Origin of the sequence: Sporosarcina sp. USHLN248, assembly GCF_037144575.1 — a bacterium.
Taxonomy (GTDB): domain Bacteria; phylum Bacillota; class Bacilli; order Bacillales_A; family Planococcaceae; genus Sporosarcina; species Sporosarcina contaminans.
Map to the genome: position 1 here is coordinate 34,354 of NZ_JBBCZC010000018.1, position 23,058 is coordinate 57,411.

23 protein-coding genes are annotated in these 23,058 nt (G+C 39.1%); 16 read left to right on the top strand and 7 right to left on the bottom strand.

The features are described 5' to 3' along the window. Positions 1-331 precede the first annotated feature (331 nt). The gene (locus WFH04_RS09105; protein ID WP_336823739.1) at positions 332-1,420 is read right to left on the bottom strand and encodes a hypothetical protein; all 1,089 of its coding nucleotides are present in this window, start codon (positions 1,418-1,420) and stop codon (positions 332-334) included. Between the two features lie 265 nt (positions 1,421-1,685). Between WFH04_RS09105 and WFH04_RS09110 the strand changes: the two genes are divergently transcribed. After that, positions 1,686-1,982 carry a winged helix-turn-helix domain-containing protein gene (locus WFH04_RS09110; protein ID WP_336823740.1) on the top strand — a complete coding sequence of 99 codons (297 nt, stop codon included), beginning with the start codon at positions 1,686-1,688 and terminating at the stop codon, positions 1,980-1,982. Between the two features lie 467 nt (positions 1,983-2,449). Here WFH04_RS09110 and WFH04_RS09115 read toward each other — a convergent pair whose 3' ends face one another. The 3 genes from WFH04_RS09115 to WFH04_RS09125 all read right to left on the bottom strand — a co-directional run bounded on the left by WFH04_RS09115 (position 2,450) and on the right by WFH04_RS09125 (position 5,615). Beyond that, positions 2,450-3,916, bottom strand: coding sequence for a peptide MFS transporter (locus WFH04_RS09115; RefSeq protein ID WP_381480853.1), 1,467 nt, complete (start codon positions 3,914-3,916; stop codon positions 2,450-2,452). Between the two features lie 211 nt (positions 3,917-4,127). Beyond that, positions 4,128-4,925 (bottom strand): hypothetical protein, encoded by a 798-nt coding sequence (locus WFH04_RS09120; RefSeq protein ID WP_336823742.1) that lies wholly within the window; start codon positions 4,923-4,925, stop codon positions 4,128-4,130. A gap of 150 nt (positions 4,926-5,075) precedes the next feature. Further along, complete coding sequence (locus WFH04_RS09125; RefSeq protein ID WP_336823743.1) at positions 5,076-5,615, bottom strand: competence protein ComK; 540 nt, start codon at positions 5,613-5,615, stop codon at positions 5,076-5,078. 256 nt (positions 5,616-5,871) lie between these two features. On the opposite strand from WFH04_RS09125, the gene WFH04_RS09130 reads away from it, so the two are divergent. Continuing rightward, on the top strand, positions 5,872-6,363 hold the full coding sequence (locus WFH04_RS09130; RefSeq protein ID WP_336823744.1) for a sigma-70 family RNA polymerase sigma factor: 492 nt from the start codon (positions 5,872-5,874) through the stop codon (positions 6,361-6,363). A 134-nt stretch (positions 6,364-6,497) separates the two neighbouring features. On the opposite strand, the gene WFH04_RS09135 is transcribed toward WFH04_RS09130, so the two are convergent. Next, positions 6,498-7,370 (bottom strand): helix-turn-helix domain-containing protein, encoded by an 873-nt coding sequence (locus WFH04_RS09135; RefSeq protein WP_336823745.1) that lies wholly within the window; start codon positions 7,368-7,370, stop codon positions 6,498-6,500. Positions 7,371-7,628: 258 nt separating this feature from the next. On the opposite strand from WFH04_RS09135, the gene WFH04_RS09140 reads away from it, so the two are divergent. From WFH04_RS09140 to WFH04_RS09205, 14 genes are all read left to right on the top strand, one after another. Next, the gene (locus WFH04_RS09140; RefSeq protein ID WP_336823746.1) at positions 7,629-8,027 is read left to right on the top strand and encodes a VOC family protein; all 399 of its coding nucleotides are present in this window, start codon (positions 7,629-7,631) and stop codon (positions 8,025-8,027) included. A gap of 39 nt (positions 8,028-8,066) precedes the next feature. Next, positions 8,067-8,447 carry a VOC family protein gene (locus WFH04_RS09145; protein WP_336823747.1) on the top strand — a complete coding sequence of 127 codons (381 nt, stop codon included), beginning with the start codon at positions 8,067-8,069 and terminating at the stop codon, positions 8,445-8,447. Between the two features lie 133 nt (positions 8,448-8,580). Continuing rightward, positions 8,581-8,937, top strand: coding sequence for a GyrI-like domain-containing protein (locus WFH04_RS09150; protein WP_336823748.1), 357 nt, complete (start codon positions 8,581-8,583; stop codon positions 8,935-8,937). A 154-nt stretch (positions 8,938-9,091) separates the two neighbouring features. Beyond that, positions 9,092-9,580 (top strand): GyrI-like domain-containing protein, encoded by a 489-nt coding sequence (locus tag WFH04_RS09155; protein ID WP_336823749.1) that lies wholly within the window; start codon positions 9,092-9,094, stop codon positions 9,578-9,580. Between the two features lie 480 nt (positions 9,581-10,060). Further along, positions 10,061-10,399 (top strand): DUF3870 domain-containing protein, encoded by a 339-nt coding sequence (locus WFH04_RS09160; protein WP_336823750.1) that lies wholly within the window; start codon positions 10,061-10,063, stop codon positions 10,397-10,399. A gap of 178 nt (positions 10,400-10,577) precedes the next feature. Then, positions 10,578-11,669, top strand: coding sequence for a M24 family metallopeptidase (locus WFH04_RS09165; protein WP_336823751.1), 1,092 nt, complete (start codon positions 10,578-10,580; stop codon positions 11,667-11,669). Between the two features lie 13 nt (positions 11,670-11,682). Further along, positions 11,683-13,266, top strand: coding sequence for an ABC transporter substrate-binding protein (locus tag WFH04_RS09170; RefSeq protein ID WP_336823752.1), 1,584 nt, complete (start codon positions 11,683-11,685; stop codon positions 13,264-13,266). A gap of 42 nt (positions 13,267-13,308) precedes the next feature. Continuing rightward, positions 13,309-14,292 (top strand): ABC transporter permease, encoded by a 984-nt coding sequence (locus WFH04_RS09175; protein ID WP_336823753.1) that lies wholly within the window; start codon positions 13,309-13,311, stop codon positions 14,290-14,292. A gap of 4 nt (positions 14,293-14,296) precedes the next feature. Then, positions 14,297-15,184, top strand: coding sequence for a nickel transporter permease (gene nikC / locus WFH04_RS09180; protein ID WP_408020182.1), 888 nt, complete (start codon positions 14,297-14,299; stop codon positions 15,182-15,184). 16 nt (positions 15,185-15,200) lie between these two features. Further along, positions 15,201-16,124: a succinylglutamate desuccinylase/aspartoacylase family protein gene (locus WFH04_RS09185; RefSeq protein ID WP_336823755.1), complete on the top strand. Its 924-nt coding sequence runs from the start codon at positions 15,201-15,203 to the stop codon at positions 16,122-16,124. A 2-nt stretch (positions 16,125-16,126) separates the two neighbouring features. Next, on the top strand, positions 16,127-17,326 hold the full coding sequence (locus WFH04_RS09190) for a hypothetical protein (RefSeq protein ID WP_336823756.1): 1,200 nt from the start codon (positions 16,127-16,129) through the stop codon (positions 17,324-17,326). A gap of 12 nt (positions 17,327-17,338) precedes the next feature. Continuing rightward, the gene (locus WFH04_RS09195; protein WP_336823757.1) at positions 17,339-18,640 is read left to right on the top strand and encodes an aspartate aminotransferase family protein; all 1,302 of its coding nucleotides are present in this window, start codon (positions 17,339-17,341) and stop codon (positions 18,638-18,640) included. Positions 18,641-18,658: 18 nt separating this feature from the next. Beyond that, positions 18,659-19,648 (top strand): ABC transporter ATP-binding protein, encoded by a 990-nt coding sequence (locus WFH04_RS09200; protein WP_336823758.1) that lies wholly within the window; start codon positions 18,659-18,661, stop codon positions 19,646-19,648. Continuing rightward, the gene (locus tag WFH04_RS09205) at positions 19,641-20,675 is read left to right on the top strand and encodes an ABC transporter ATP-binding protein (protein ID WP_336823759.1); all 1,035 of its coding nucleotides are present in this window, start codon (positions 19,641-19,643) and stop codon (positions 20,673-20,675) included. The genes WFH04_RS09200 and WFH04_RS09205 overlap by 8 nt, the downstream gene beginning before the upstream one ends. Positions 20,676-21,034: 359 nt before the next feature. On the opposite strand, the gene WFH04_RS09210 is transcribed toward WFH04_RS09205, so the two are convergent. Both WFH04_RS09210 and WFH04_RS09215 read right to left on the bottom strand, forming a co-directional pair. Then, on the bottom strand, positions 21,035-22,210 hold the full coding sequence (locus WFH04_RS09210; RefSeq protein WP_336823760.1) for a hypothetical protein: 1,176 nt from the start codon (positions 22,208-22,210) through the stop codon (positions 21,035-21,037). 74 nt (positions 22,211-22,284) lie between these two features. Further along, positions 22,285-23,040 carry a hypothetical protein gene (locus WFH04_RS09215; protein WP_336823761.1) on the bottom strand — a complete coding sequence of 252 codons (756 nt, stop codon included), beginning with the start codon at positions 23,038-23,040 and terminating at the stop codon, positions 22,285-22,287. Positions 23,041-23,058: the final 18 nt, after the last annotated feature.

Sequence of the window (23,058 nt, forward strand, 5' to 3'; positions counted from 1 at the left end):
AACAACAGCTGTTGATGATCCGTTGTGATGCCTAAGCAAGGGACTTCAAAGTTTATAGGAAGCACCTCCAGTTTTTTTGGATGTTTTTGACGATATCCATACCAGAAGACTTGGGTCGGTGCTTCTTTTTATGGAGCTGAAGGGGATGGAGCGAACGGATATCTAGACATTGAAGGTATTTGCGATTAAAAAAGTCCGTTTTAGTGTTTCTTGCAGAACAGCTAAGGCTCTGTGGGAGGGGTTTCCCAAAGAGCCTCCAATCCTATAAAAGCAACGTTTTTTCACAATAAAAAACCGGCATGTGCTAAATCCACATGCCGATCCTCATCATTCATTCTGCCTCAAACGTCTCCATCGATTGCCGGGATACTTCTGCAATTTGTTGCACTTTCTTCAACAAATCTTCATTTTCCGGCTTCAACATCTCTTCATTCGGTTCGCTCGACATTGTATAGGCGAATATGTAGGAATCATTTGAGCCGACGTATTTGTAAACGGTATGCTCCCAGTTGTCAGCATTGCCATCATTCTCAAAAACGATAATGCTGAAGAGACTTTGTTCAATTGACCGGTCTGTATCGGTGAAAGTGAAATCGACTGTTGCGATAGCGTCAGAATCCCAAGAGCCAGTGTCAGCAGTCAATCGTTTCAACATGTCGGCAGGCATTTCGAATGAAAATCCGTATTGCTTATTCGAATAGACGCCTTCTTTTGCATCTGCACTCGTAGTTTCCTCATCTTCTGTTGCATCGGTTGTTGTTTCTTCATCTTGTTTAACTTGATGATCTGCCTCGCTTGTATCTTCTTTCATTTCCAAAGACTTTAACTCGGAAAATGTAAAGTTGTCTCCGTCTTCAAAGCCGAATACCGTTTTAATGAGACCGATTTCAGGCGCATAATAATGTACAGTTTTGCGACCCTTTTTGTCATTTGGGATGACGGTCGTCACTTCAATTACATTGTCGTATTTGCCGGCCGGAACTTCAACAGTCAAGCCGGTTGCAGTCAAATAACTAATTGATTTGTCGCTGTCATTCTTTTCCCATTTCGGTTTGTTGGACAGTTCTACAATAGCCGTTTCTTCATTTTTCAATGCATTGACGACATAAACGAGCCGAACTTCCTTTTCGTTAACGGCGTATTCCTTAATGGACTCGGAAGCCATTCCGCCTTTCTCATGAATGTACACTGTGTCTGGCCCGTCAGAGTTGATCGATAAATTTACTGTATCGATCGCTTCAACTGTTTTTCCGTCGGGATCGTATTGGTTATATGTTCTCATCATGCCGATTGGCGGGAAATAATCCGAGACGTCAATTGCTTCCGCCTCTTTGGTGTCAACTGTTTTAATGTGATCTGAACAGCCGACCAGGACAAGCGCAAATAAACTTATAAACAATAGCGTATAGTATTTCTTCAAATCAATTCACCCCTTCTCTACACTATATTATCTTATCATTCTAAAAGCTGAAATAGCATCGTTTTTACCTATTTATCCGCGATTTGAACGGTTCTAATAACAAAGTAGAATTAGTAATGTACTTATTTTTTATCTCACTACGTAGTGTATCATTTGCACAGCAAAGTAAGTTTAATTTCATTGTATTTTTTACCTTACAAGTTTCAATGGTATCCGTGATATAGGCAGGAAAAATCCGGATTGGGAAGGTTGGATCGTATTTTTTATGGATGCAACCATTCGGATGGCAGATCATCAGTATGAAAAATTGGATCGCGCTGAACAGTTGTTCAAAGAAGGTGTCAAGCGAATCACTAAGAATTCTACAAGAAAAGTATGGGGTACATTATTTCACTCACCTATTACAAATGCTGCTCAAATTGCTAATTATACAGGTCTTACACAGCAGACAGTAAGATCAGGACTACAGGAATTAGAGCAGTTAGGAATGGTATTTGGAGATGATCGGAAGCGGAATCGTAAATATTATTTTTATGATTTGATCAATATTATTCAGGGGTAATTGTTAAAAGGTTTATTCAAATGTACCATGATAATTGAATGATAGAGTAACTATAGTTTAATTTTTAATCTGTTATCTATGCAATCAAACAGCGATCCATTTCCCGATGAAAGGAAGTGGATCGCTTTGTCTTCACATTTCTATATTCTCTTTTTATTGAGGTTAGTTCTGTTGATTGGAGTGTAGAGCGGCGACTCCTGTGGGATAAGCGAAGCCGATACATGGAACGGACTTTGTGAATAAAAGCGGAGCGGTACGAGCACAGAAACGGATGCATTATTTCTGCCAAAGGCGCAGAAATAATGCCAATCAAACCTTGCGCTGTTTGATTGGCTCTCCGCCCGCCCCACGGAAAGTGTCCGCTTGGAACGCAAATCAACATTTTTTGATGGAGCCCTTTCAAGTGAACTTTCTCGGTGACCTCAACCGTCTTGAGAGGTGTTTCGTATAGCATATTTTGTTATGAACTATCGAATGCCTTTCATAAATCGCTGAATTAGTGGCGAGATAAGGAATAGCACGATACTGAAAAGTATTGCAGCTCCACCGATTGAACCGAAGTAAAGCACTTCAGTTTCTGCGGAATAAAACTTAACGAGCTGTGCGTTTAATGCTTGTGCTGCAGCATTCGAAAGGAACCATAAACTCATCGTTTGTGCTGAGAAAGCGGCTGGCGCTAACTTCGTAGTTGCTGATAGACCGACAGGGGAGAGACATAATTCTCCGACTGCCACGAAGAAAATGCTAAGCACTAACCAAAGCGGGTTAACGAGCGTATCGGTTCCACCAAAATAGCCTGGCAATAAAATGACGATGAAAGATAGCCCAGCAAACAACAGTCCTAATGAAAACTTTTTCGGGATGGACGGCTGACGATCGCCTAATTTTGTCCAAAGCACAGCGAACAACGGTGCAAGGAAAATAACAAACAATGGCCAGAACGATTGGAACCAAGCCGGTGAAAGCTCAATACCTATGAAGTTTAAATTTGTCCGTGTATCTGCGTAAAGTGCTAAAATCGTCGCTCCTTGTTCAGCAATTACCCAAAATAGGACAGCTGCCAAGAAGAGTGGGATGTAAGCTAATAGACGGGACTGTTCCACCTCGTTTGTTTTCGGGCTTCTATACATTACGATAAAATAAGCTGCAGGAATTAGGAAAGCCAATATTCCTACGAGATTAACGAATGAATCGAACGTCAACCAGCCTTGTGGAATCGAGATTGCAACTAAGGCTGCAATGACGATTGCCGATGCCGTGAAGATCGTGTAAACACGTTTTTTCTCAGATGGCTGCAATGGATTTGGAGCTTGCGAACCAGCAAGTCCAAGGTTTTTCTTTTTTGTCATAGCGAATACGACTAAACCGAAGAACATTCCGACAGCTGCCACACCAAACCCTAAGTGGAAGCTTGTCTTCATCAATTCACCTGTAATGAGCGGAGAGATGAATGCCCCTAAGTTGATACCCATATAGAAAATACTGAACCCGGCGTCACGGCGGTTATCGTTTTCTGCATACAAGTCTCCGACAACACTGGAAGCGTTCGGTTTCAATAAACCTGTTCCGAGTACGATCAGTACCATTGATGTGAAGAATAGTGCCAAGTTGCCTGGAATCGCCAAAGCAATATGTCCTAACATAATGAGAATACCGCCGTAGAAAACGGATTTGGTCGTTCCGAAGACTCGGTCGGCTAACCATCCACCGATAATTCCAGACATGTAAACAAGTGAACCATAAATCGACATGATTGAAAGTGCGACGGTCTTATCTAATCCGAGCCCGCCTTTTGTAACTTCATAGTACATATAGAATACAAGGATCGCGCGCATCCCATAATACGAAAAGCGTTCCCAAAATTCAGTGAAAAATAGCGTAAATAGCCCTTTGGGGTGTCCGAAGAACCCTGTTTGCGGAGCGCTATCAATCATTTGTTGTTTTGTTAATTTTGACAATATAAACCCTCCTTACTATATAAAGAATAACATGTAAGCGCTTTAAAATGCTATAGGAATATTATAATTTTTACAATGTTCCAAGATGGTGACAGTTGTAAATTGTTTGATATTTAAAGCTATTTGTGAAGTATCGGAGGGTTTGTTGATAAAAAATCACTTTGAAAATATAATATAATGGGATAATTTAGAGGATACGATCACTATATTCAACTGGTGCATCAAATAGCATAAAAATATCGTTGAAGTATGTCTCGTCAATCAATTTTTCCAGCACACCTTTGAAATATCCCGGCAAGTTGCGGATCGCTTTTCGTTTTGTCGCCATTACTGTAATTAGCAGTGCACGGTATGATAGTTCTTCAAACACATGCTTGTCCTCTTTGTAAATATCAAACTTTAGCATGCCTCCCGAAATGGCCCTATGGATTCCAAACAGTTCACGGGCTATTTTTGTATTGCCGATCGTCCGGGCAAGCAATTTTTTCATTTTGCTAAAAAGGCTTGTGGAAAACCTTGATAGTTCCATAGGAGACGTGGTTTTAAGATCTTTATTTTGTAAGGATTTAGAAAGAAAAGCTTCGTCCTCTGTTTCTTTGTCTTTTTCCGTGTCGTTATGCGGTTTGTTGCCATTGTTACGATCGTTCATTTTCCCATGGTCATCGACAGGCAAAATAATGTAAATATTAGCTCCTAACCCGCTCATGACAGGACGGATATAGTGAACTTTTTCGATGATGCCTAGTTTGACTAATTTGCGGATTGCGCGTCTTACAGTGACGTTGGATTTTCCGATTGCCTCTTCAATCGTACAATGTTTTAAATGTGCTGCGCCGTATTTCACAGAGTAGCGGCGGATGATGTCCAGCACTTGGCGATCCGATTTCGTTAAATGATCATAGTGACGGAAGAGATGTTGCTCTGCTGCTGCGTCCAATTCCTCAATTGTAGTGAAGCGTGCGTATGCTTTTAAATAATGTGTCATGTTTCATTCCCCCTTTACTTTCTATATAGAGAGGAGGGTTCAAAAGGGATACTGATTCGAACATTTTTTTGAAGTGTAATAAATAGATATAAAAAAACAACCAACCTCCCCGACGAAATTTTCGTAAGGATGGCTGGTTGTTTTTCGTAGCTACCTTTTTCTTTTCTTTTTACTGCTGGACGTTGAATAGGTTGTGTCGCTTCTTTCCATTACGAATGAGTGCGGATAATCAGCGAAGTAAGCTTGTTTTAATTGATAGCTATGGCTAAGAAGCGTATGCAGCTTTGTTTTCTGTTTAATAACAACGTCATGGGAAACAGGAACGATAATCTCCGTGCCGTCAATGAAAATGAGCTTTGTTCTTTTCTTTCCAAGCACCTCCATATTGAAGAAGTGACTGAAAATCCAAGTGCACTCCGGATGTTCGGATGACATGATCGGAAATACGCCTACATCTTCCGAGATGAGGAATGGCGGCTTCTGTACGAAACCGAACACTTTTCGAACAGCCTCCTCGCGACCTTTCATTGAAGAGTGATTGCGAAGGCATGCCCGATTAAGCAATGTGGTAGGGCTTAACTTTGAGTGATAGACTCCATGAGTTGTAACAATTTCGGACAAGTATTCACCGGTATGGACATGTTGCAGTGCCAATGCTCGATGATCAAGGTATAAACTGTAATCTTTCATACTGATCCTCCCTTATTTACAAACTTATTCATTTAATACCACATATTTATATAGTATCATACAATTTATTCGAGTAGTACAAAAATACATATTAATTTCAAGATTCTATCATTAAACTATTTCTTTTCACCTGTCTATAGTGGACGTTTAGTATGTCAAATGTCTCGAATGCGAATTGGTATTCAATCGTACTTCCCTCTACGATGAAGACACCCGGGAATAAACTGAATCGTGCACGATCGGAAAGGTCAACTACGTGTTGAATTTTGAAGACGTGTTAACGCAATATGAACCAATGATTTCCGCATGCATTCGCCAATTGCATATTTACCGAGACCATGAACAGTATCGGCAAGTAGGCAGAGTAGCCCTCTGGCAAGCTTGGACGCGTTATGACGAGGAAAAAGGAAATTTTACGCCTTTCGCATACCGATCCATTCGCGGCGCAATGTTAGATGAAATGAAAAAAGAAAGCCGTGTGGAAGAGCGTACGATGCCGACAGAAGACGAAATATTAATTAGAGAAATCGGTGGGGAAGAGGTAGAAGAAAACGAATCGATTGCCCTTCTTCCACATGCTTTAGGCAATTTAACAAAGGAAGAACGGCAATTGTTGCAATGGCTATTCTTTGACAAATGCACCCAAGCTGAGTGTGCCAAGAGAATCGGCATCAGTGTGGCGGGGGTGAAGAAACGGAGGGAGAGAATTTTGAAGAAGTTGAGGGGGAGGTTGGAGAGTTGGGGGTGAGAGTGTGAATTACCTTTCGTTGATAACGAAACGAGTGTGTTGAATATAAAAATGAAGCCAGTCGTTATGGTGTTGACTGGCTTTCATTTGTTTAATGAGCGTCTTCCATTTTGAACAAATATCCTAACCATTTCTTAACGTTCATTGTTCTTCAAAATGATTTTCAAATAATTTTCTCTTTCAATTAAGAGACCCGTTGAACCTAATTCCCTAAACATGGAAATCGCTTTCTGAACGACTTCTATGCCTTTCTCTTGATTACCTTTTTGTATTTCGTAAATCCCTTGCAAGTATAGTAAATGATTGCGTGAAAGAAGATCTTTTTCCGGGATCGAAATTTCATCTAAATATCCTATGAATACTTTGCATTCACTTAAATATTTCTTATGTCTCAATAAATACGTGAGTGTATTTAAAAGGATATAGATAATAATTTGATTTACCTTTGAGAGCTTTCTTAAATAAATGCTTTTTGTATAGGCTGTTTCGGAAAGTGTTAAAACCATTTCTGGTTGCATAAGGAACATTGTGGCGCTATATAACCGCAATTCATAATACCCCCAAACTTCTACTTTAAAAAGGTAATCAAATAAAAATGCAACGGCTTCTTTTTCGCTCACAAATTCGTCTTTTAAAATACTTATTAAAACGTCTAATGCTAATGTGTTACAGCGATATGCTGCAATATTAGTAGTTCTCCATTTTTCCAAGTGAATTTCTTTTAAATTTTGTAGTTGGGAAAGATCCCGACTGACGTAAGCTTGGTCTGCTTTATCAAAAAAGACTTCGAAATTATCAAGGTTGAAATCATTATGGACGAATAGGAATTCATCGTACGAAAGGGAGAGTTTTTCTAAAATTTTAAAAAAGTAGCTTACAGTTATGTCTGAATTTCCACGTTCAAATTTGGACAAAAAGGAAGTAGATAAAATCCCTTCTGATAATTGCTGAATCGTATATCCTTTTTCCTCTCTAATTTTTCGAATCGTCCTACCATAATCTTTCATGGATTTTCTCCTTGTACTCATTATTTATTTTCTCGCAAATAACAATTCCGTATTAAATTCTACTATATGACAAATTTATTAGATTAGTCAATATACTTTGTATAATCAAAGTTAGATAGATAATTTAACTACATAAGAAAGCATCATTCTTTTGAGTTCAAGCAGTACTATTTTAATACGGGAAGGGAGATTAAAATATAAAGAGCATTTTGTTCATTAAATGAGTACTTATAGTATGTCAAAATGGGGGATGAATAAATGGGAGAAATCGTAAAAAAGATTGAAACGATCTATTTGCCGGTCAACAATCCAAAGGCATCCGCGAAATGGTATGAAGAGCATTTGCAATTGAAGACAATGGGGCCGATTGAAGAGGATGCAGATCAAGCACAACTTGTCCTAAACTCAGGACAATCTATCTTTTTAATTAAAAGCAAAAATGCAGTCAATGCAAATTTTACGGAGATTAATGGAACAGAACAGTGCTCAATCACTTTGGAAGTAAACAATTTTCAACGTTTATATGAGGCTTTGAAAGCAAATGGTGCAACTATCACTGAGATTGTGGACAATGACGATTGTGGTAAAAACTTTTATGTCTATGATATGGATGGCAACAAAATCGATATTTGGAGCGGTTGGCCTCCTGTTTCATAAAGGATTGCTGAAGAGAAAATTAAAGGTGAGAGGTTCAAAATGATCGAGCAAATTATGTATGTACAAATTCCAGTAAAAAATATTAGACGTTCGGTTGCTTGGTATAGGGATGTATTGGAATTGCAATTTATTTGGCATATGAAAAACGAGAAATTAGCTCAATTGAATTTTTCTTCAGGGCAGATGCTGTTTTTGCTGGAATCGAAGGATGCAAGCCCTATTCAGTTTGAGCAAAATGGACGGGAACATGGGGTTATCGGGTTGCAAACGATAGATATCTATCAATTGTATGAACGGTTAAAATCCTATGGTATTCAAGTGACAGAAATAGACGATGATGGGCAAGGAAATTTGTTTTTAGACTTTACCGATATTGACGGAAATCGGTTCAACGTGCAATGTGATGCATCGAATAATTGAAGGAGAAAAGATTGATGACACAAAAAATGATATTTCTTTAACGATCAAAAGCGCATTTCAGGCGATCGGAATAAAATGGGAAGGAACATTTGCTGATGCGGGCGCCGGCGGGATTTGCGCTGTATAGCAATTAATGATAGAACGCATTGGTGATATCAATACTTTGGTAAACTCGGAAGTTCTTCTCGACATATCCTTCCATGCCCAGCAAGGAGGAGAAACATATGTTCATGATTCAGCCGTGGAAGTAAAGTTGACGGAGCAGATCCCCGATGGAATGGAAATCATTTCAGTTCCACGTTTCACGTATGCTGAATGCAAGCATCATAAAGGGCAGACTTTGAAGGAATCCTATAACAATATGTATCGCTGGATTCATCAAAATCAATATAAAGAAACGAATCCTGACGGGTTAACCCGTTTTGAAAAATACCCTATGATCCAAGATCCGTATCCTGAGTTTGACATGATGATTCCTGTCATTAAATAATAGAGCAGCATTCGTCAAGCTTATAGTGATTTATTCCGCCTGCAAATTACCATACCTATTAGGAATTGATACTGAAGAAGTATTCTATTGAAAAATTCATTGTAAAAGGACAGTTTCCATTATGAATAAAAAAGGGAAGAAAGGAAGAAAGAATATGGATATTCGAACAGAAAGTAAAAGTACCTTCAAAGTGATGGGAATGAAGTTGTCTGTCTTATTGCGTGATGAGCGAAGGAAAAAGTTGATTACTACTTTACATGACGATTTCAATAAAAGAGTCGATGAAATTAACAATCGAATCAATCCAACAGTTGGATATGGAATTTATATGGATCCACCAAACTACAATCCGGATACAGATCCTTTTACATGGATTGCATGTGTGGAAGTGGATGATTTATCGAACCCGCCAGAAGGAATGGAAGGTGTCGAATTCCCTGACAATATGTACGCAATTACAACATATGAAGGACCGAAAGGGGAAGCTGGCAATCTGTATGATGCACTTTATAGGTGGATCGACCAATCAGAATATCAAATTGCCGCTGACTATGGATTAGAAGTATACCATGATGATGTTGATGATACAGAGATCGACCATATGAAGATGGAACTTTGGTTTCCTATTAAAAAGAAATCATAATGGAGATGTACACTAACTGGACATATTGAAGGAAGTGGCAGGTTTAGCATAAAAATATACAAATAAAATAATAGATGCACAAATGTTATTTAACAATTGAAACGTGTATTCGTATATATAAGAAGGCGGTTTCCTTTTGAATGGGAGACCGTCTTTATAAAATTGGTTTCATAAATAACTGGTGATAAAAAGACTTTTACCTATTTCATAATTCAGTACGTCTTTTTTTAGAGAGAACGAATTGATTTGGATTTTTTAAGGTTTATTCATTACATATTTTCAGTGTTATGTTTACAAGTTCAAGAAGAATTTCCACTGTCAGTCGCACGTCTAAGAAATAACATTTAGTTGTTATATAATAATCTCAATTATTAAATTTCTATATTTACTGATGTTCTGAATTGTGGTATTATTATCTCGAGGTTCGGAATTATAAAATAAATCGAGTGATTTAGCTAATACATTTTTGGGGGGATTAACTTGAAACCGCAAGATACAATTATTTGTACTGGATATTCACGTCTCCCTGATGGGATGGCAGCTAAAAATTTGTATGGAGTGATGGGGGTCGGTTTTGAGGTTGATCCAAGGACAGACAAAATTATTAATGCTTCAAGTACATTCATTACAAATATGTGCACAGACTTTATTAATACAATCTTTGTAGGGCATTGTTTAAGAGAAGGAATCGAGGAGCAAATAGATATTTTTGAAAAAAGATATTTTGGATTAGGGAAGAAAGCTATTGTGATGGCGATGAAAGATGCTTATAACCAGTTTCAAATTTATAAAAGTATGAAAATACCTGTTGACAGTTAATTCAATTGACTCTATACTCATAAAAAACAGAATAAAGTTCGCTTGCTTGATCTTTTGTTGAGGAGCATCCCTTCTCAATACCAAAAATTTCAAACCCGGGCAGAACTAAAAAGCGCAAGATGCTTTTTAGTTCTGCCCTTTTTTATTAAAAAAATCGAGAGACAATGGAGGAAGATGAATGAACAATAAACGTTTGAGAAAACTGCTTGCGAAAATGAACGAAATGAAACTGGATCGCCTTGTACTTGTTTCTAAAGAGAATTTATCATATTTGTTTCATTTTACATTTGATACAGGCAAAAGAATTTCTGCTTGTACGATTAATTCACAAGGAGATATCCGTTTTTTTGTAAACAGCATTTTCTCAGAAGGCGTTGCAGAGGATTTTCCGTTTCATGTCACGTTCTATCGGGACGGAGATTATCCAATCGATTTGATATTACAACAAATACCTTTGCATGAGAGAGTAGGAATCGATGAAAACTTAGTTTCCTCTGCCATGTACTACATCATTCAAAATCGAAAAGATCTTACACTATCTATTTCCGACTGTGTTGAAAGGCTTCGCGAGATAAAAGACGAGAATGAAATCAATGCATTATCGCAATCTGCCCGAATTGCCGATGCTGTTATGCTCCAAACGGTTCAATTGCAAACCTATCCAACAACTGAGGAGAAGATAGCGCAAATGGTTGTCTCCTTTTTTGATAACTATGAGGTCGATGAAGTTTCGTTTACTCCTATTGTTGCATCAGGAGTTAATACCGTAAATCCGCATCACAAAGCGGGAAATACAATGATTCTTCCAAATGAACCTCTTTTAGTCGATATAGGAGCAAAATTTAATGGCTACTGTTCAGACATGACAAGAATGTTTGCACGATCGGAAATATTTTCAGCCTATTCAACATTATATTCACGTTTGCTTGAAGCCCAACAAATTGCCTTGGATATCATTCGGCCGGGAATTGAGTTGAAGGAAATAGACCGATCCATTCGAAACTATTTAAAACGATACAATCTCGAACAATATTTTATCCATGGCACGGGGCATGGTATTGGAATTGAGGCTTATGAATTGCCATATATTCACCACAACAATACTGAAATTGTAAAGGAGGGGATGGTCGTCACTGTTGGTCCTGGATTGTATTTGCAAGGAAATTATGGTCTTCGAATTGAAGATGTTGTTCTTGTTACGAAGACTGGATCGGAATGCTTAAACAAATTACCGAAAGAACTACTCATATTGGAAGAAGAAAGAGTATAAGGAGAATAAGAACATGAAAATCGAAAAAGGACGTTTGTTTGCAGGCTTGCTTGTATTGATGCTATTCATTGCGGGATGCAGTTATGAGGATCCTAATTCCACAGGTGCTTCTAATGGCGAGCAATCGGGAGAGGCAAAAGGCGAAATACGTGTTGGATTGGATATTGATGCGGGTTCCATGGATCCCCGACTGACAAATGAATCATCTGGAAAACGGGTTACTGATATCGTTTTTGATGGATTAATCCGTCTATCTGATACACAGGAACCAGAGCCGTCATTGGCGACTGAATGGGACAATCCAGACCCGCTAACATGGGTGTTTACACTGAGAGAAGATGTGAAGTTTCATGATGGTGAGCCGTTCACCGCAGAGGATGTTAAGTATACTTTTGACAAAATTTTAGATCCGGATTTTAAAGCACCGTTTATATCTATGTATCAACCAATTGAATCAGTGGAAGTGATTGACGAATACAAGGTTCAGTTTAATTTAAATCAGCCATATGCGCCGTTATTGAGCTATTTGGACATTGGAATTGTGCCGAAGCATATTGCTGAAAATGATGAACAGAAAATGGCTTCTGAACCGATTGGAACAGGACCGTATAAGATGGTCAAATGGGACAAGAACAATAAAATACAGTTTGAAGCAAATGAAGACTATTGGGCAGGCGCGCCGAAAACGAAAAAAGTTACGTATTTCATAATTCCTGACAATACGACACGTGTAGCTTCACTGGAAGCGGGAGACATTGATATTGTACATTCTCCATTGTCACCGCAAGACATACAAAGAATGAAAGAGAACGATGACTTTGTTGTTGAAGAAAAAGAAGGGCTTGGTTTTACTTATTTAAACTTCAATCAGGAGAGCGATGTAATCAAAGATGTGAAAGTGAGGCAAGCAATCTCTCACTTAATTAATAAAGAAGTTATTTCAGAAGATGTTTATCGAAATATGGATCAACCAGGATTATCTCCTTTAGTTCCGTCGTCTTGGGCGTATACAGACGATGTACCAACCTTTCCTTACGATCCGGAAAAGTCAAAACTACTTTTTGAGGAAGCTGGGTGGAAGGATACAAATGGGGATGGCTTTTACGATAAAGACGGCAAGCTATTTAAAATCCAGTTATCTACGCATAGTGAGGATCCAAATCGGATGCAAATGGTGGAGTATTTGCAAAATGAATTTGAGAAAAACGGTATAAAAACGGAGGTAGTAACAAATGAGTGGTCTACATTCAGCGCAAATTTGATGGAAGGAAAATATGATATTGCCTTGTTAGGATGGCTAAATTTAACGGATCCTGATCGCGCCACCTATAATCAATTCCATTCGACTAGCGGCAGCAACTATGGAAAATACAATAATCCTAAAGTGGATGAATTATTAGAAAGTGCGAGAGCTTCAGCAGATCAAAATGAGCGAAAAGAGATGTATAAGGAGATTGCACAAATTGTAACGGAAGATGTTGCTTACAATGTAGTGTTGTATCAAGGTTACTTCGCCATGTACAGCAATGATGTCGATGGGTTTACTCCCTATTCAAATGGAAGCTTTTACAGTTTAAAAGACGTATCAATTCAATAAATGGAAAAGGGGGGAGAGCCCCCTTCTCTTAGGGGTGGTAAGATGGCTCGATTTATAGGTAAACGATTAGTCCAATTAATTCCTGTATTAATAGGAATATCAGTCCTTGTCTTTCTTCTGTTATTTTTAGTGCCGGGTGATCCCGCCACTACATTATTGGGACAAGACGCTACTAAAGAGGAAGTACACCGTTTTAAAGAACAGATGGGCTTAAATGATCCGTTTTTTGTACAATTGGGGCATTTTTTGCTTGGATTAGCGAAGGGAGACTTGGGACAATCCTTTATCCAAAATGAATCAGTTTCTTCTATTGTAATGTCTCATTTGCCAGCAACGCTCGAATTAGCTGTTTTAGGGCTGATAATCGCACTAATCATTGCGGTCCCACTTGGCATTTGGTCAGCAGTTAAACAATTTTCTTGGATCGATTATTCAAGTATGTTTTTTGCCCAATTAGGTATCTCCATTCCGGTATTTTGGTTAGGACTGCTGCTCATCTTGTTCTTTTCAGTTGATCTAAACATATTGCCGTCATTCGGTAGAGGCGATCCGCTATACAGTGCAATTGGTCAAACGATTAAAACAGGAAATATCTATTATGTCATGGAGAGTTTAAAGCACTTAATCTTACCTGCATTGACATTAGGGCTGATGAGTGCGGCATTTATTACACGAATGGTGAGATCAGCCATGTTAGAAGTGCTAAATGAAGATTATATTAGAACAGCTGAAGCGAAAGGCGTAAAAAATTTCTATGTCATTATGAAACATGCTTTCAGAAATGCATTGATCCCGATTGTAACAATTATCGGCTTGCAATTTGGCAATCTAATCGGAGGGGCTATTGTTACTGAGACAGTGTTTGCATGGCCTGGAATTGGAAGGCTGCTCATTACTGCAATTAGTCAACGAGATTTCCCAGTAGTTCAGGGGTCGGTATTAGTAGTAGCCCTATTGTTTGCCCTTATTAACCTATTAATCGATGTATTGTACTCGTTGATTAATCCAAAAATACAGCAACAGTAAGTAGGTGAAAAAATTGGAGCTCAATATAGAGAAAGAAAAACCTTATAGATTTAATTTAAAGGATAAGGCAAGTCTTCTTTTAAAGAGCAAATCAGCATTCATAGGAGGAATAATCGTTGCGATCGTTGTCCTATGCGCTATTTTCGCCCCATTGCTAACAACGCATGATCCGTATGAAATGGATATGGGTAAGGCATTGTTGAAGCCTGGAGAAGAAAATCATATTTTAGGAACAGATCAGTATGGAAGAGACTTGTTTACAAGATTGGTCTATGGTGCACGAGTTTCATTGCATGTAGGTATTGTTTCAGTTGCGGTATCCATGGTGATCGGAGTGACGTTGGGATTGATTGCGGGGTATTATGGCGGGCTGATTGATACGATTATTATGCGCATTGTAGATATCTTTTTATCATTCCCGGTTATTTTGTTAGCAATTGCTTTAGTTGCATCGTTAGGTCCAGGGATAAATAACGTTATTATTGCACTTGGTTTTGTCTATTGGACGAACTATACACGGATTGTCCGTGGAAATGTCCTCTCGATAAAAGAAGAAGAGTATATTCAGGCGGCAAAAACAATAGGATCTTCAGATTTCAGAATAATTTTTCTGAATATTCTACCGAACACGATGGCACCCATCATTGTTGTCGCTACTTTAGGCATTGGCGTTGCAATTGTTTCGGAAGCGACACTAAGTTTCTTAGGCTTGGGCATACAGCCCCCAGAAGCAAGTTGGGGATGGACCTTAGCTTTCGGGATGAAGTATATAAGAGAATCGTTCCATCTTTCTCTTTATCCTGGAATTGCCATCATGATTACAGTATTAGGCTTTAATCTCCTTGGCGATGGAATTAGAGATTTAACAGATACAAAACTAAAAAGAAGATGAAAGGGAGTACGTAGACATGAGTAGAAAATTCGAAGAGGTTACTGTTACGCATTTATCGAACGGAGAAAAAGTTTCATTAGGCATCCATACAATTAAAGGTAGCAAGCCGGGACCGACTTTAGGCATTTCAGCAGCAATCCATGGCGATGAAATTATTGGTAGCGAAATTATTAGAAGAATTTATGAGTCGATCAACGATGAAGAACTATCGGGGACGCTTCTTTTATTGCCTGTGGCAAATCCATTGGCATTTGAGGCATTATCTCGTAACACGCCTTTAGATATGAATAATTTAAACAGATTATTTCCGGGAAATGAAAATGGTTGGGTAAGTGAGCAATTAGCAAAGAGTATCGTAGTAAACTTTTTGGATCAAGTGGACTTTTATATTGATTTACATGCAGGTGGGGCAGTTCCGATTGTAGATTATGTCTATATTCAAAATGCAGAAGAGATGTCAAGAGCATTTGATTTTCCGCTTTTGTATCGCCCTGCTGACGTATATGAGGGAACTACTGCGACATATACAACGGAGAAAGGCATTCCGAGTGTCACTGTTGAGATCGGTGGAGGCCCTAACTTCCAAGAGCATATCGATAGAGGGATTAAAGGCATTAATAATTGTCTGAAGTATTTGAACATGATTCCTGGGGACACTGTCATTACTTCGAAACAAACCGTATTAAGCGAAATTCAAATTATACGGCCAAAACAAGGAGGAATGTTGGTGCCTGAGTACAGCTTTGATCATGTAGGTAAAAAAATCGAAGGTAAACAGGTGTTAGCGAACATTTACAATCCTAAAACGTTTGAGTTGCTTGAAACCATTGAGACGCCATTTGAACAAAATATCGTAGTTTTAATGAGGGGTCTTGTAGGTAAAGTGAACGCTGGTGATTATGGCTACATGTTAGGAAACTTAGAAACGGCGGAGCGTTAATTATGAAATCGATCGTATATGAGGAAAAGGATTTTTTGTTAGGTGACAAATTTGTTCGTATCGTTCAAGGGTTCGATCATCTTTTCAAACAAATGACAGATGACAACGCTTCAAAAGAAGAAGCGTTAAACTCCGAGGGAATAGTACCTGTCAATCTAACAATGCTCAAGCCGGAAACGTATACAAGTTTAGAAGATGTATATGAGGATTTGGTGCAGTTACAGCATGAATATAGAACAATACAAGATGAACGTAGAAGATTCTATATGAACAAGCAAATCGAAAGCATTAAAAACTTAGTGCTTTGGAAGAAAAAAGATTTGAACAATTTTCTTAGTAGAGTTCGGGGATTTTTATTTGTAAATGATAATCCATTCACTTCAGCTCAATGTGCAAACTTACATGAGGAGTTACAGGTGCATTTTAAAAGCATAGGTTTAAGTGGCGACCTATCGTCTAATTACGGACAGTGGACAGCAAGCAGGCATGTGCCTCTCGATGAGATTGAATCAGTACTAAATGAATTGTTATGTAAAGCAAAAGAAAGAGTAGTAGAAAAAATGTTTCCGGAAGTGGAAGACATTCATATAAAAGTGAAAATCGTTCATGACGTTCCTTACAGTGCCTATTGTGACTATGTCAATGAAACGATGATCATCAACGGTGATTTGGATTATACGTATGAATCATTGAAACACTTAGCGACACATGAAGTGTTTCCAGGACATACTACACATCTATATGTAAGAGAACAAGCTTATTTAAGAGGAGAAGTTCCAGCAGATGCTGCATTGGTTATCACAAACTCGGCATCAAGTCCATTATTTGAAGGAATAGGCGACAATGGTCTGCAGTTTATTGATTGGATGACGACGGATCATGATCGGATAGCTGATACAGTCCAGCGAATCAAATCTGTAGCGGGAATGAATTCATCTTATATGCTGAATGAATTGAACAGACCAGAACAAGAAGTGAGAGAGTTTTTAAGATCTTTTGCATTTGGACAACAAGAGTGGATTGATTCTCGGATGCGCTTTATAAGCCACCCACTGCGGGCTCCATTTATATATGCATATTATCGAGGCTATGAAGGAGTAAAGGAAGCCTATAAACGAATACCTGACAGTCAGAAAAAAGAATTCTATTACTATTTGTATCAAAATATGCTAACAGCTGAAGAACTGCAGCTATATGGATAAGGAGAATAAAAAATGAATTTGACAAAGTCTTCAACACTATATGAAAACATTCGTAAGTTTGTTCCGGGCGGTGTGCATTCGAATAGTCGCTTTCGTCAACCGCATCCGATCTATTTTAAAGAAGCAAATGGTGCCTATATTAAGGATGTAGATGATAATTCCTACTTAGACATTATTATGGGAAATGGCGCAGTCATTCTTGGACATAACAATGAAGAATTTAACGAGAGGATGCAAGAGCGTCTTAAAAATGGAATAATTACAGGTTTGGAAACAGAGTTAAGCATTGAAACGGCAAAGAAGTTTTTAAGCTTCGTTACAACAGCTGATCAGGTTAAGTTCACCAATACAGGAACGGAAGCGGTTATGCATGCAATGCTCATCGCCCGTACCTATACAGGGAAACAGGATATTGCGGTTGTGGAAGGTGCTTATAATGGATGGCATGATGCAGTGAATGTGAGCACGTGGCCAAATTTAGATCTTGCAGGAGATGCAAGTGAGCCGAATTCCTTACCAGGTTCATTAGGGTTAAAGGAAGATGTCGTAAAAAGTACAGTTGTCATACCTTTTAATGATCTGGACGCAACAGAGCGTATATTTGCTGCGCATCATGAAAGACTTGCAGCTTTAATTATTGAACCGACAATGATCGATGTTGGATATATACCGGGGTCAAAAGAATATCTTCAAGGTTTGAAAGATCTATGCTCCAAATATGAGATTATTCTTGTCTTCGATGAGTTGCTTACTGGTTTTAGAGAATCGAAAGGCGGATTGCAGGTCAGACATGGAGTTGCGCCTGATTTATCGACATTCGGGAAGGCGATTAGCAATGGCTATCCAATGGCGGCTGTTGCGGGTAAAGCTGAAATAATGGGTAAATCAGCGCCTGGTCCGGGATCATGTTCATTTGTCGGAACTTATAATGGACACCAAGTATCGTTAGCGGCATCGCTTTCTTTTATGGAGCTTTATGAAGAGTTAAATGTTTTGGAAGTATTAGATCGTAGAACCGATATGCTCATTAAGAAATTTAATGACAGCGCAAAAGAGAAAAATATCTCTGTTATGATGCGCGGAAAAGGCGGTCATTTTCATTGGTATTTTTCGGACAAAGCACCAAATAACTATCGAGATGCTGCCCAATCAAATAAAGAGGCCTACCAGAAATTCACACATGCGCTTAGCGAGCAAGGAGTATATTGCTCCGGAAATTACTTGCTTCATCATGCGATTTCATATGCCCATAAAGACGCAGAATTAGAAAAGTTATTGAAATCAATGGATGAAGCCTTACGGACACTAGTGTAATCTTGGGAGGCGATAAATTTGAAACGAAAAATATTGGACGTGAAGAATTTATCTACTAGCTTTAAGAATAATAAACAGAAGATCGTGACAGTAGATAATATTTCCTTTGAAGTATTTGAGGGTGAAACGTTAGGAATTGTTGGTGAATCAGGCTGTGGAAAAAGTTTAACGTCCCTTTCTGTCATGGGTTTAATAAAACCTCCGGGTGAAGTGAAGGCAGATGCTATCCTATTTGACGATATAGATTTAAGCGGAGTATCCAAGAAGAAATTCCGCGGTTTGCGCGGCAACCAGCTCTCCATGATCTTTCAGGAACCGATGACGTCCTTGAATCCTGTATATAAAGTTGGTGACCAAATTGGTGAGTCATTAAAGATTCATAAAAGCCTCTCAAAGGCGGAAAGGCATGCAGTCATTGTTAATTTATTGAAAGAAGTAGGAATCGCAAGAGCTGCTGAGATTGCTGACTGCTATCCACATCAATTGTCAGGGGGAATGCGGCAAAGGGTTATGATAGCAATTGCTATCGCATGTAATCCTAAGCTAATCATTGCGGACGAGCCCACTACTGCTTTGGATGTCACCATTCAAGCTCAAATATTGGAGTTACTGAAAAAACTGCAAAGAGAGAATAATACTGCCATGATACTAATAACGCATGATTTAGGTGTGGTTTCAGAGGCTTGTGATCGTGTGTTGGTAATGTATGCGGGCAGGATTGTAGAAAGCGGTGAAGTTAAATCGGTTTTGTCTAATCCGTTACATCCTTATACGAAGGGCTTGCTTGCATCCTTGCCCAAAAACACTCCGCCACAATCGAAACTTCCCTTCATTCCCGGCCAAGTGCCGCCACCAGTGTCATGGGGAAAAGGATGCCGCTTTGCTGATAGATGCCCATTTGCTGAAGAGAAGTGCAAAACTGAACAGCCACCATTTTTCCAAGCTGCTGACGAAAAACAAGTAGCATGCTGGTTATATGAGGAAGAAAGGACTGTAGTCAATGCTTAAGGAAAATGAAAAAGAAGTGTTTCTTAAAGTTGACAATCTCTCAAAACATTTTCCAATGAAGAAAGGTGTCTTATCAAAGCAGAAATCTGCTGTTAAAGCAGTAGACGGGGTTCATTTTGATATATATAAAGGTGAAACACTTGGTGTAGTCGGTGAAAGTGGTTGCGGTAAATCAACAATGGCCAGATTGCTTATTAAACTATACGAAGCGACAGAGGGCTCTATCGAGATGGAAGGCAAACGAATTGAATCGCTAAATAAGCAAGAGCTGAAAAAGTTTCGAAGGGATATCCAAATGGTATTCCAAGATCCGTATGCAAGCTTAAATCCTAAATGGACGATTAAGCGGACCTTATTGGAACCTTTAAAAGTGCATGGTATAGGCTCTCGGAATGAAAGAATTAGAAGGGTGAAAGAGATTTTAAATGCAGTTGGACTAAACGAATCGTATGCGGAACGATATCCCCATGAATTTAGTGGAGGTCAACGGCAAAGGATAGGTATTGCAAGAGCATTGATTTTAAATCCCAAACTTATCATTGCGGATGAGCCCGTATCCGCATTGGATATATCGGTACAAGCCCAAGTTATAAACATTTTGCGGAAGTTGCAACAGGAGTACAATTTGACGTACCTCTTTATTACACATGATTTATCAGTCGTTGAGCATATTGCTGATCGTGTTATCGTTATGTATTTAGGAAGAATAGTGGAAGTTTCGACAACAGAAAAACTGTTTGAGAAGCCTAATCATCCGTATACTGAAGCACTCATTTCTGCAGTCCCAGAAGTGAATTCAGAAGTGAAGAAAGAACGAATTATTTTATCGGGAGACGTTCCCGATCCAGCTAATCCGCCAAGTGGCTGTGCATTTCATACACGTTGTCCGTATTCAATGGAGGTATGCAAAACAAAGAGACCTGAATTGCAATCGATAAATGAACAACAACAGGTTGCCTGTCATTTATATGATAACAATACCATCATTGGGGCAATGGAAGAAAAGAAGAAAAAGGTATTGACATAGAATTGATTGATAATAGGGTTGCATATTTGGATAACAGGAACTATGACCGCCGAAGATACGTAAACAAATCATATGATTAACGCAGAAAATAACAGAACATAATCAATAAAACTCAGCCGATAAAAAATGTGATCGGCTGAGTTTTTTGAGCAGAGTCATTGAGGCAAGTTATGCAAATGTAATCGCCAATGGCCGTGCTGCTCTTTTTTGCTTGGCACTATTGAATCCGAGACGAATTAGCTAATTTTTTTGTGTTACCGATCTCCATAGAATCGTTTTATGTTTTTATAGCTCAACAACAGAAGCCAATCAATTGAGAAGTTTCAATTACAAATATTTAAAGGACAGAATATTTGTTCTCACCGAACAAAAAAGTCATAGGAAGTGATTTGTTTACCTTTCTGTTTGGCGTATGTGTACATGGAGTCAATGTCTTCTATTGTTAATTTATTTGTTCGTTTTTGTGAGGATAGGTCGTAAGTGTCAATTACGTGAGATCTTGTTTTCTCATCACCCGCATCTGCGTCATAGCGGAAAACGTATAAGTTGCCGTCTTTGAAGAATGTTTGCTCTGCCATGTATGGAGAGGCCTCATCGATGCCCTCGATAAAGAAAGAAGGCTCAACGGTTTTAGTAATAGTATTGTATATGTGAACTTCTCCTAAACCGTCCACATAATACAGTATGCCATCATGGATGGCGGATGCGTTTCTAAGATTGAATGGAATGCGCAGCCTATAATCTTCGGCATCCTTAAACGTGAAGAATGGAATTGTGGTGACGCTTTTTGTCTGTTCATTGACCGTATAAATTTCGCTAGTTAGTTTTTCGGTATCGCTCATTATCATATAGTACATGCTGCTCTCTTTCATAATAGGCGATAGGCCGAGACGTTCCCCAAGTGGACCGAGGGAAACGATTTTTTCGATCTCGATATCTTTTTGGAGCGGCATTCGTTGCAATGAAATTTCCTCAGCTTCATCCGTCACCATGAGCAGTTCTCCGTCCGCAATGCCGGACATATGTAAATAATATGGAATGGACATAGTATCAAAGCCTTTTTCGTCGCCGAATCTGACTCTTGAGGAGTAGCCGCCATCTTGGGTAAAGCCAGAATTATTTACACTATAAAACCGTCCATCTTGAAAACCCGTCACCTCCCCTGTATGTTCCTCAGTTTCCATTGGGAATATTTGTAACCCTGCAGAATTGATCAAAAATACATTGCTCCGATCCTCCATAAACAATGCGTCGTTAGTTGCAAGAACGGTGCCTAACTCTAACCCTTCCATTTCGTAAATATCCGTATCACCTTTATTGTCAACGAACACGGCAAAGCTCAGTCCGTCACGGTTCATATCCTGATCGGCAGTTGTGGAGAAATATAGTATCGTTTTTGTAGTCTCGATAAGCTGTGGGGGTAATGTTTCGTAAGATAATGTAGAAATAGAAGATTGCCGGTTGAAAGCGAAAAAAGAAACGCAAATAATAGCGATCAAACAGATCAGTCCACCAATTAACCACTTTTTATTCATAGCTTTCCGCCTCCTAAGGGGAAACGGAACGAAGCACCATTGGAGTCGTGGGTATTGCTTCGTTCCGCGATACTTTAAATTTTGCGCTTAAGCTGTGTTTGCGGTGCGTCACGTACATCCCTTGGATATACGCCGAACCCTTTATCGACATCAAGGTCCAAGTTACCGTTCAGTTTGAATGCCGACCAAATCAACTTTGAACAGTTTTTAGCACCGTTATGGCCTGTATTGCGGTTGTTGGCGAAATTGAGCGAATATGGTTGACCAATTTGACTGTAAGCCCATGATGTGGCGTTATTTTTGTTGTTAAGGGTTGTTGATATCGATTTAACAACAGCCCCTTTATCTACCTTCCGAACGTTCGCTGAAATACTGCGAACGCCTGAAGGGTAAATTGATTCCACGATAACATTGCTGGAATAGTATAAACCGACATGCCCATGATTCACGTATGCGGTTGCGGAAGGGGTATAATAAAAATCCCCACGAGAACTCGGACCGACGATGTAAAGCGCGGATCCGCCGCCACCTTGGATTTCCGCATCTTCAGAAGCAGAGTAATCTTCATATTCTTCGGATAGTTGTTTTGCTTCCAAAGCTGCCATTTCATTTTGATTTTCAATTTCTTTATACATTGCTTCGTAAATTTCTTCCTCGCTCATACCGGTGGAAAGGACCAACTCTTCCACTTGTTCAGCGAGTTCTTCCGCTGTGACGCCGGGTTGCATGGAGACGATTTGATCTGCGTACGAGATGGTTGATGCTTGGACGGAAAACTGTGTACTACCAACAAGGAACCCTGCCAAGACAAATGTGACAACCTTTTTCATGATCTCTTCTCCTTTGGG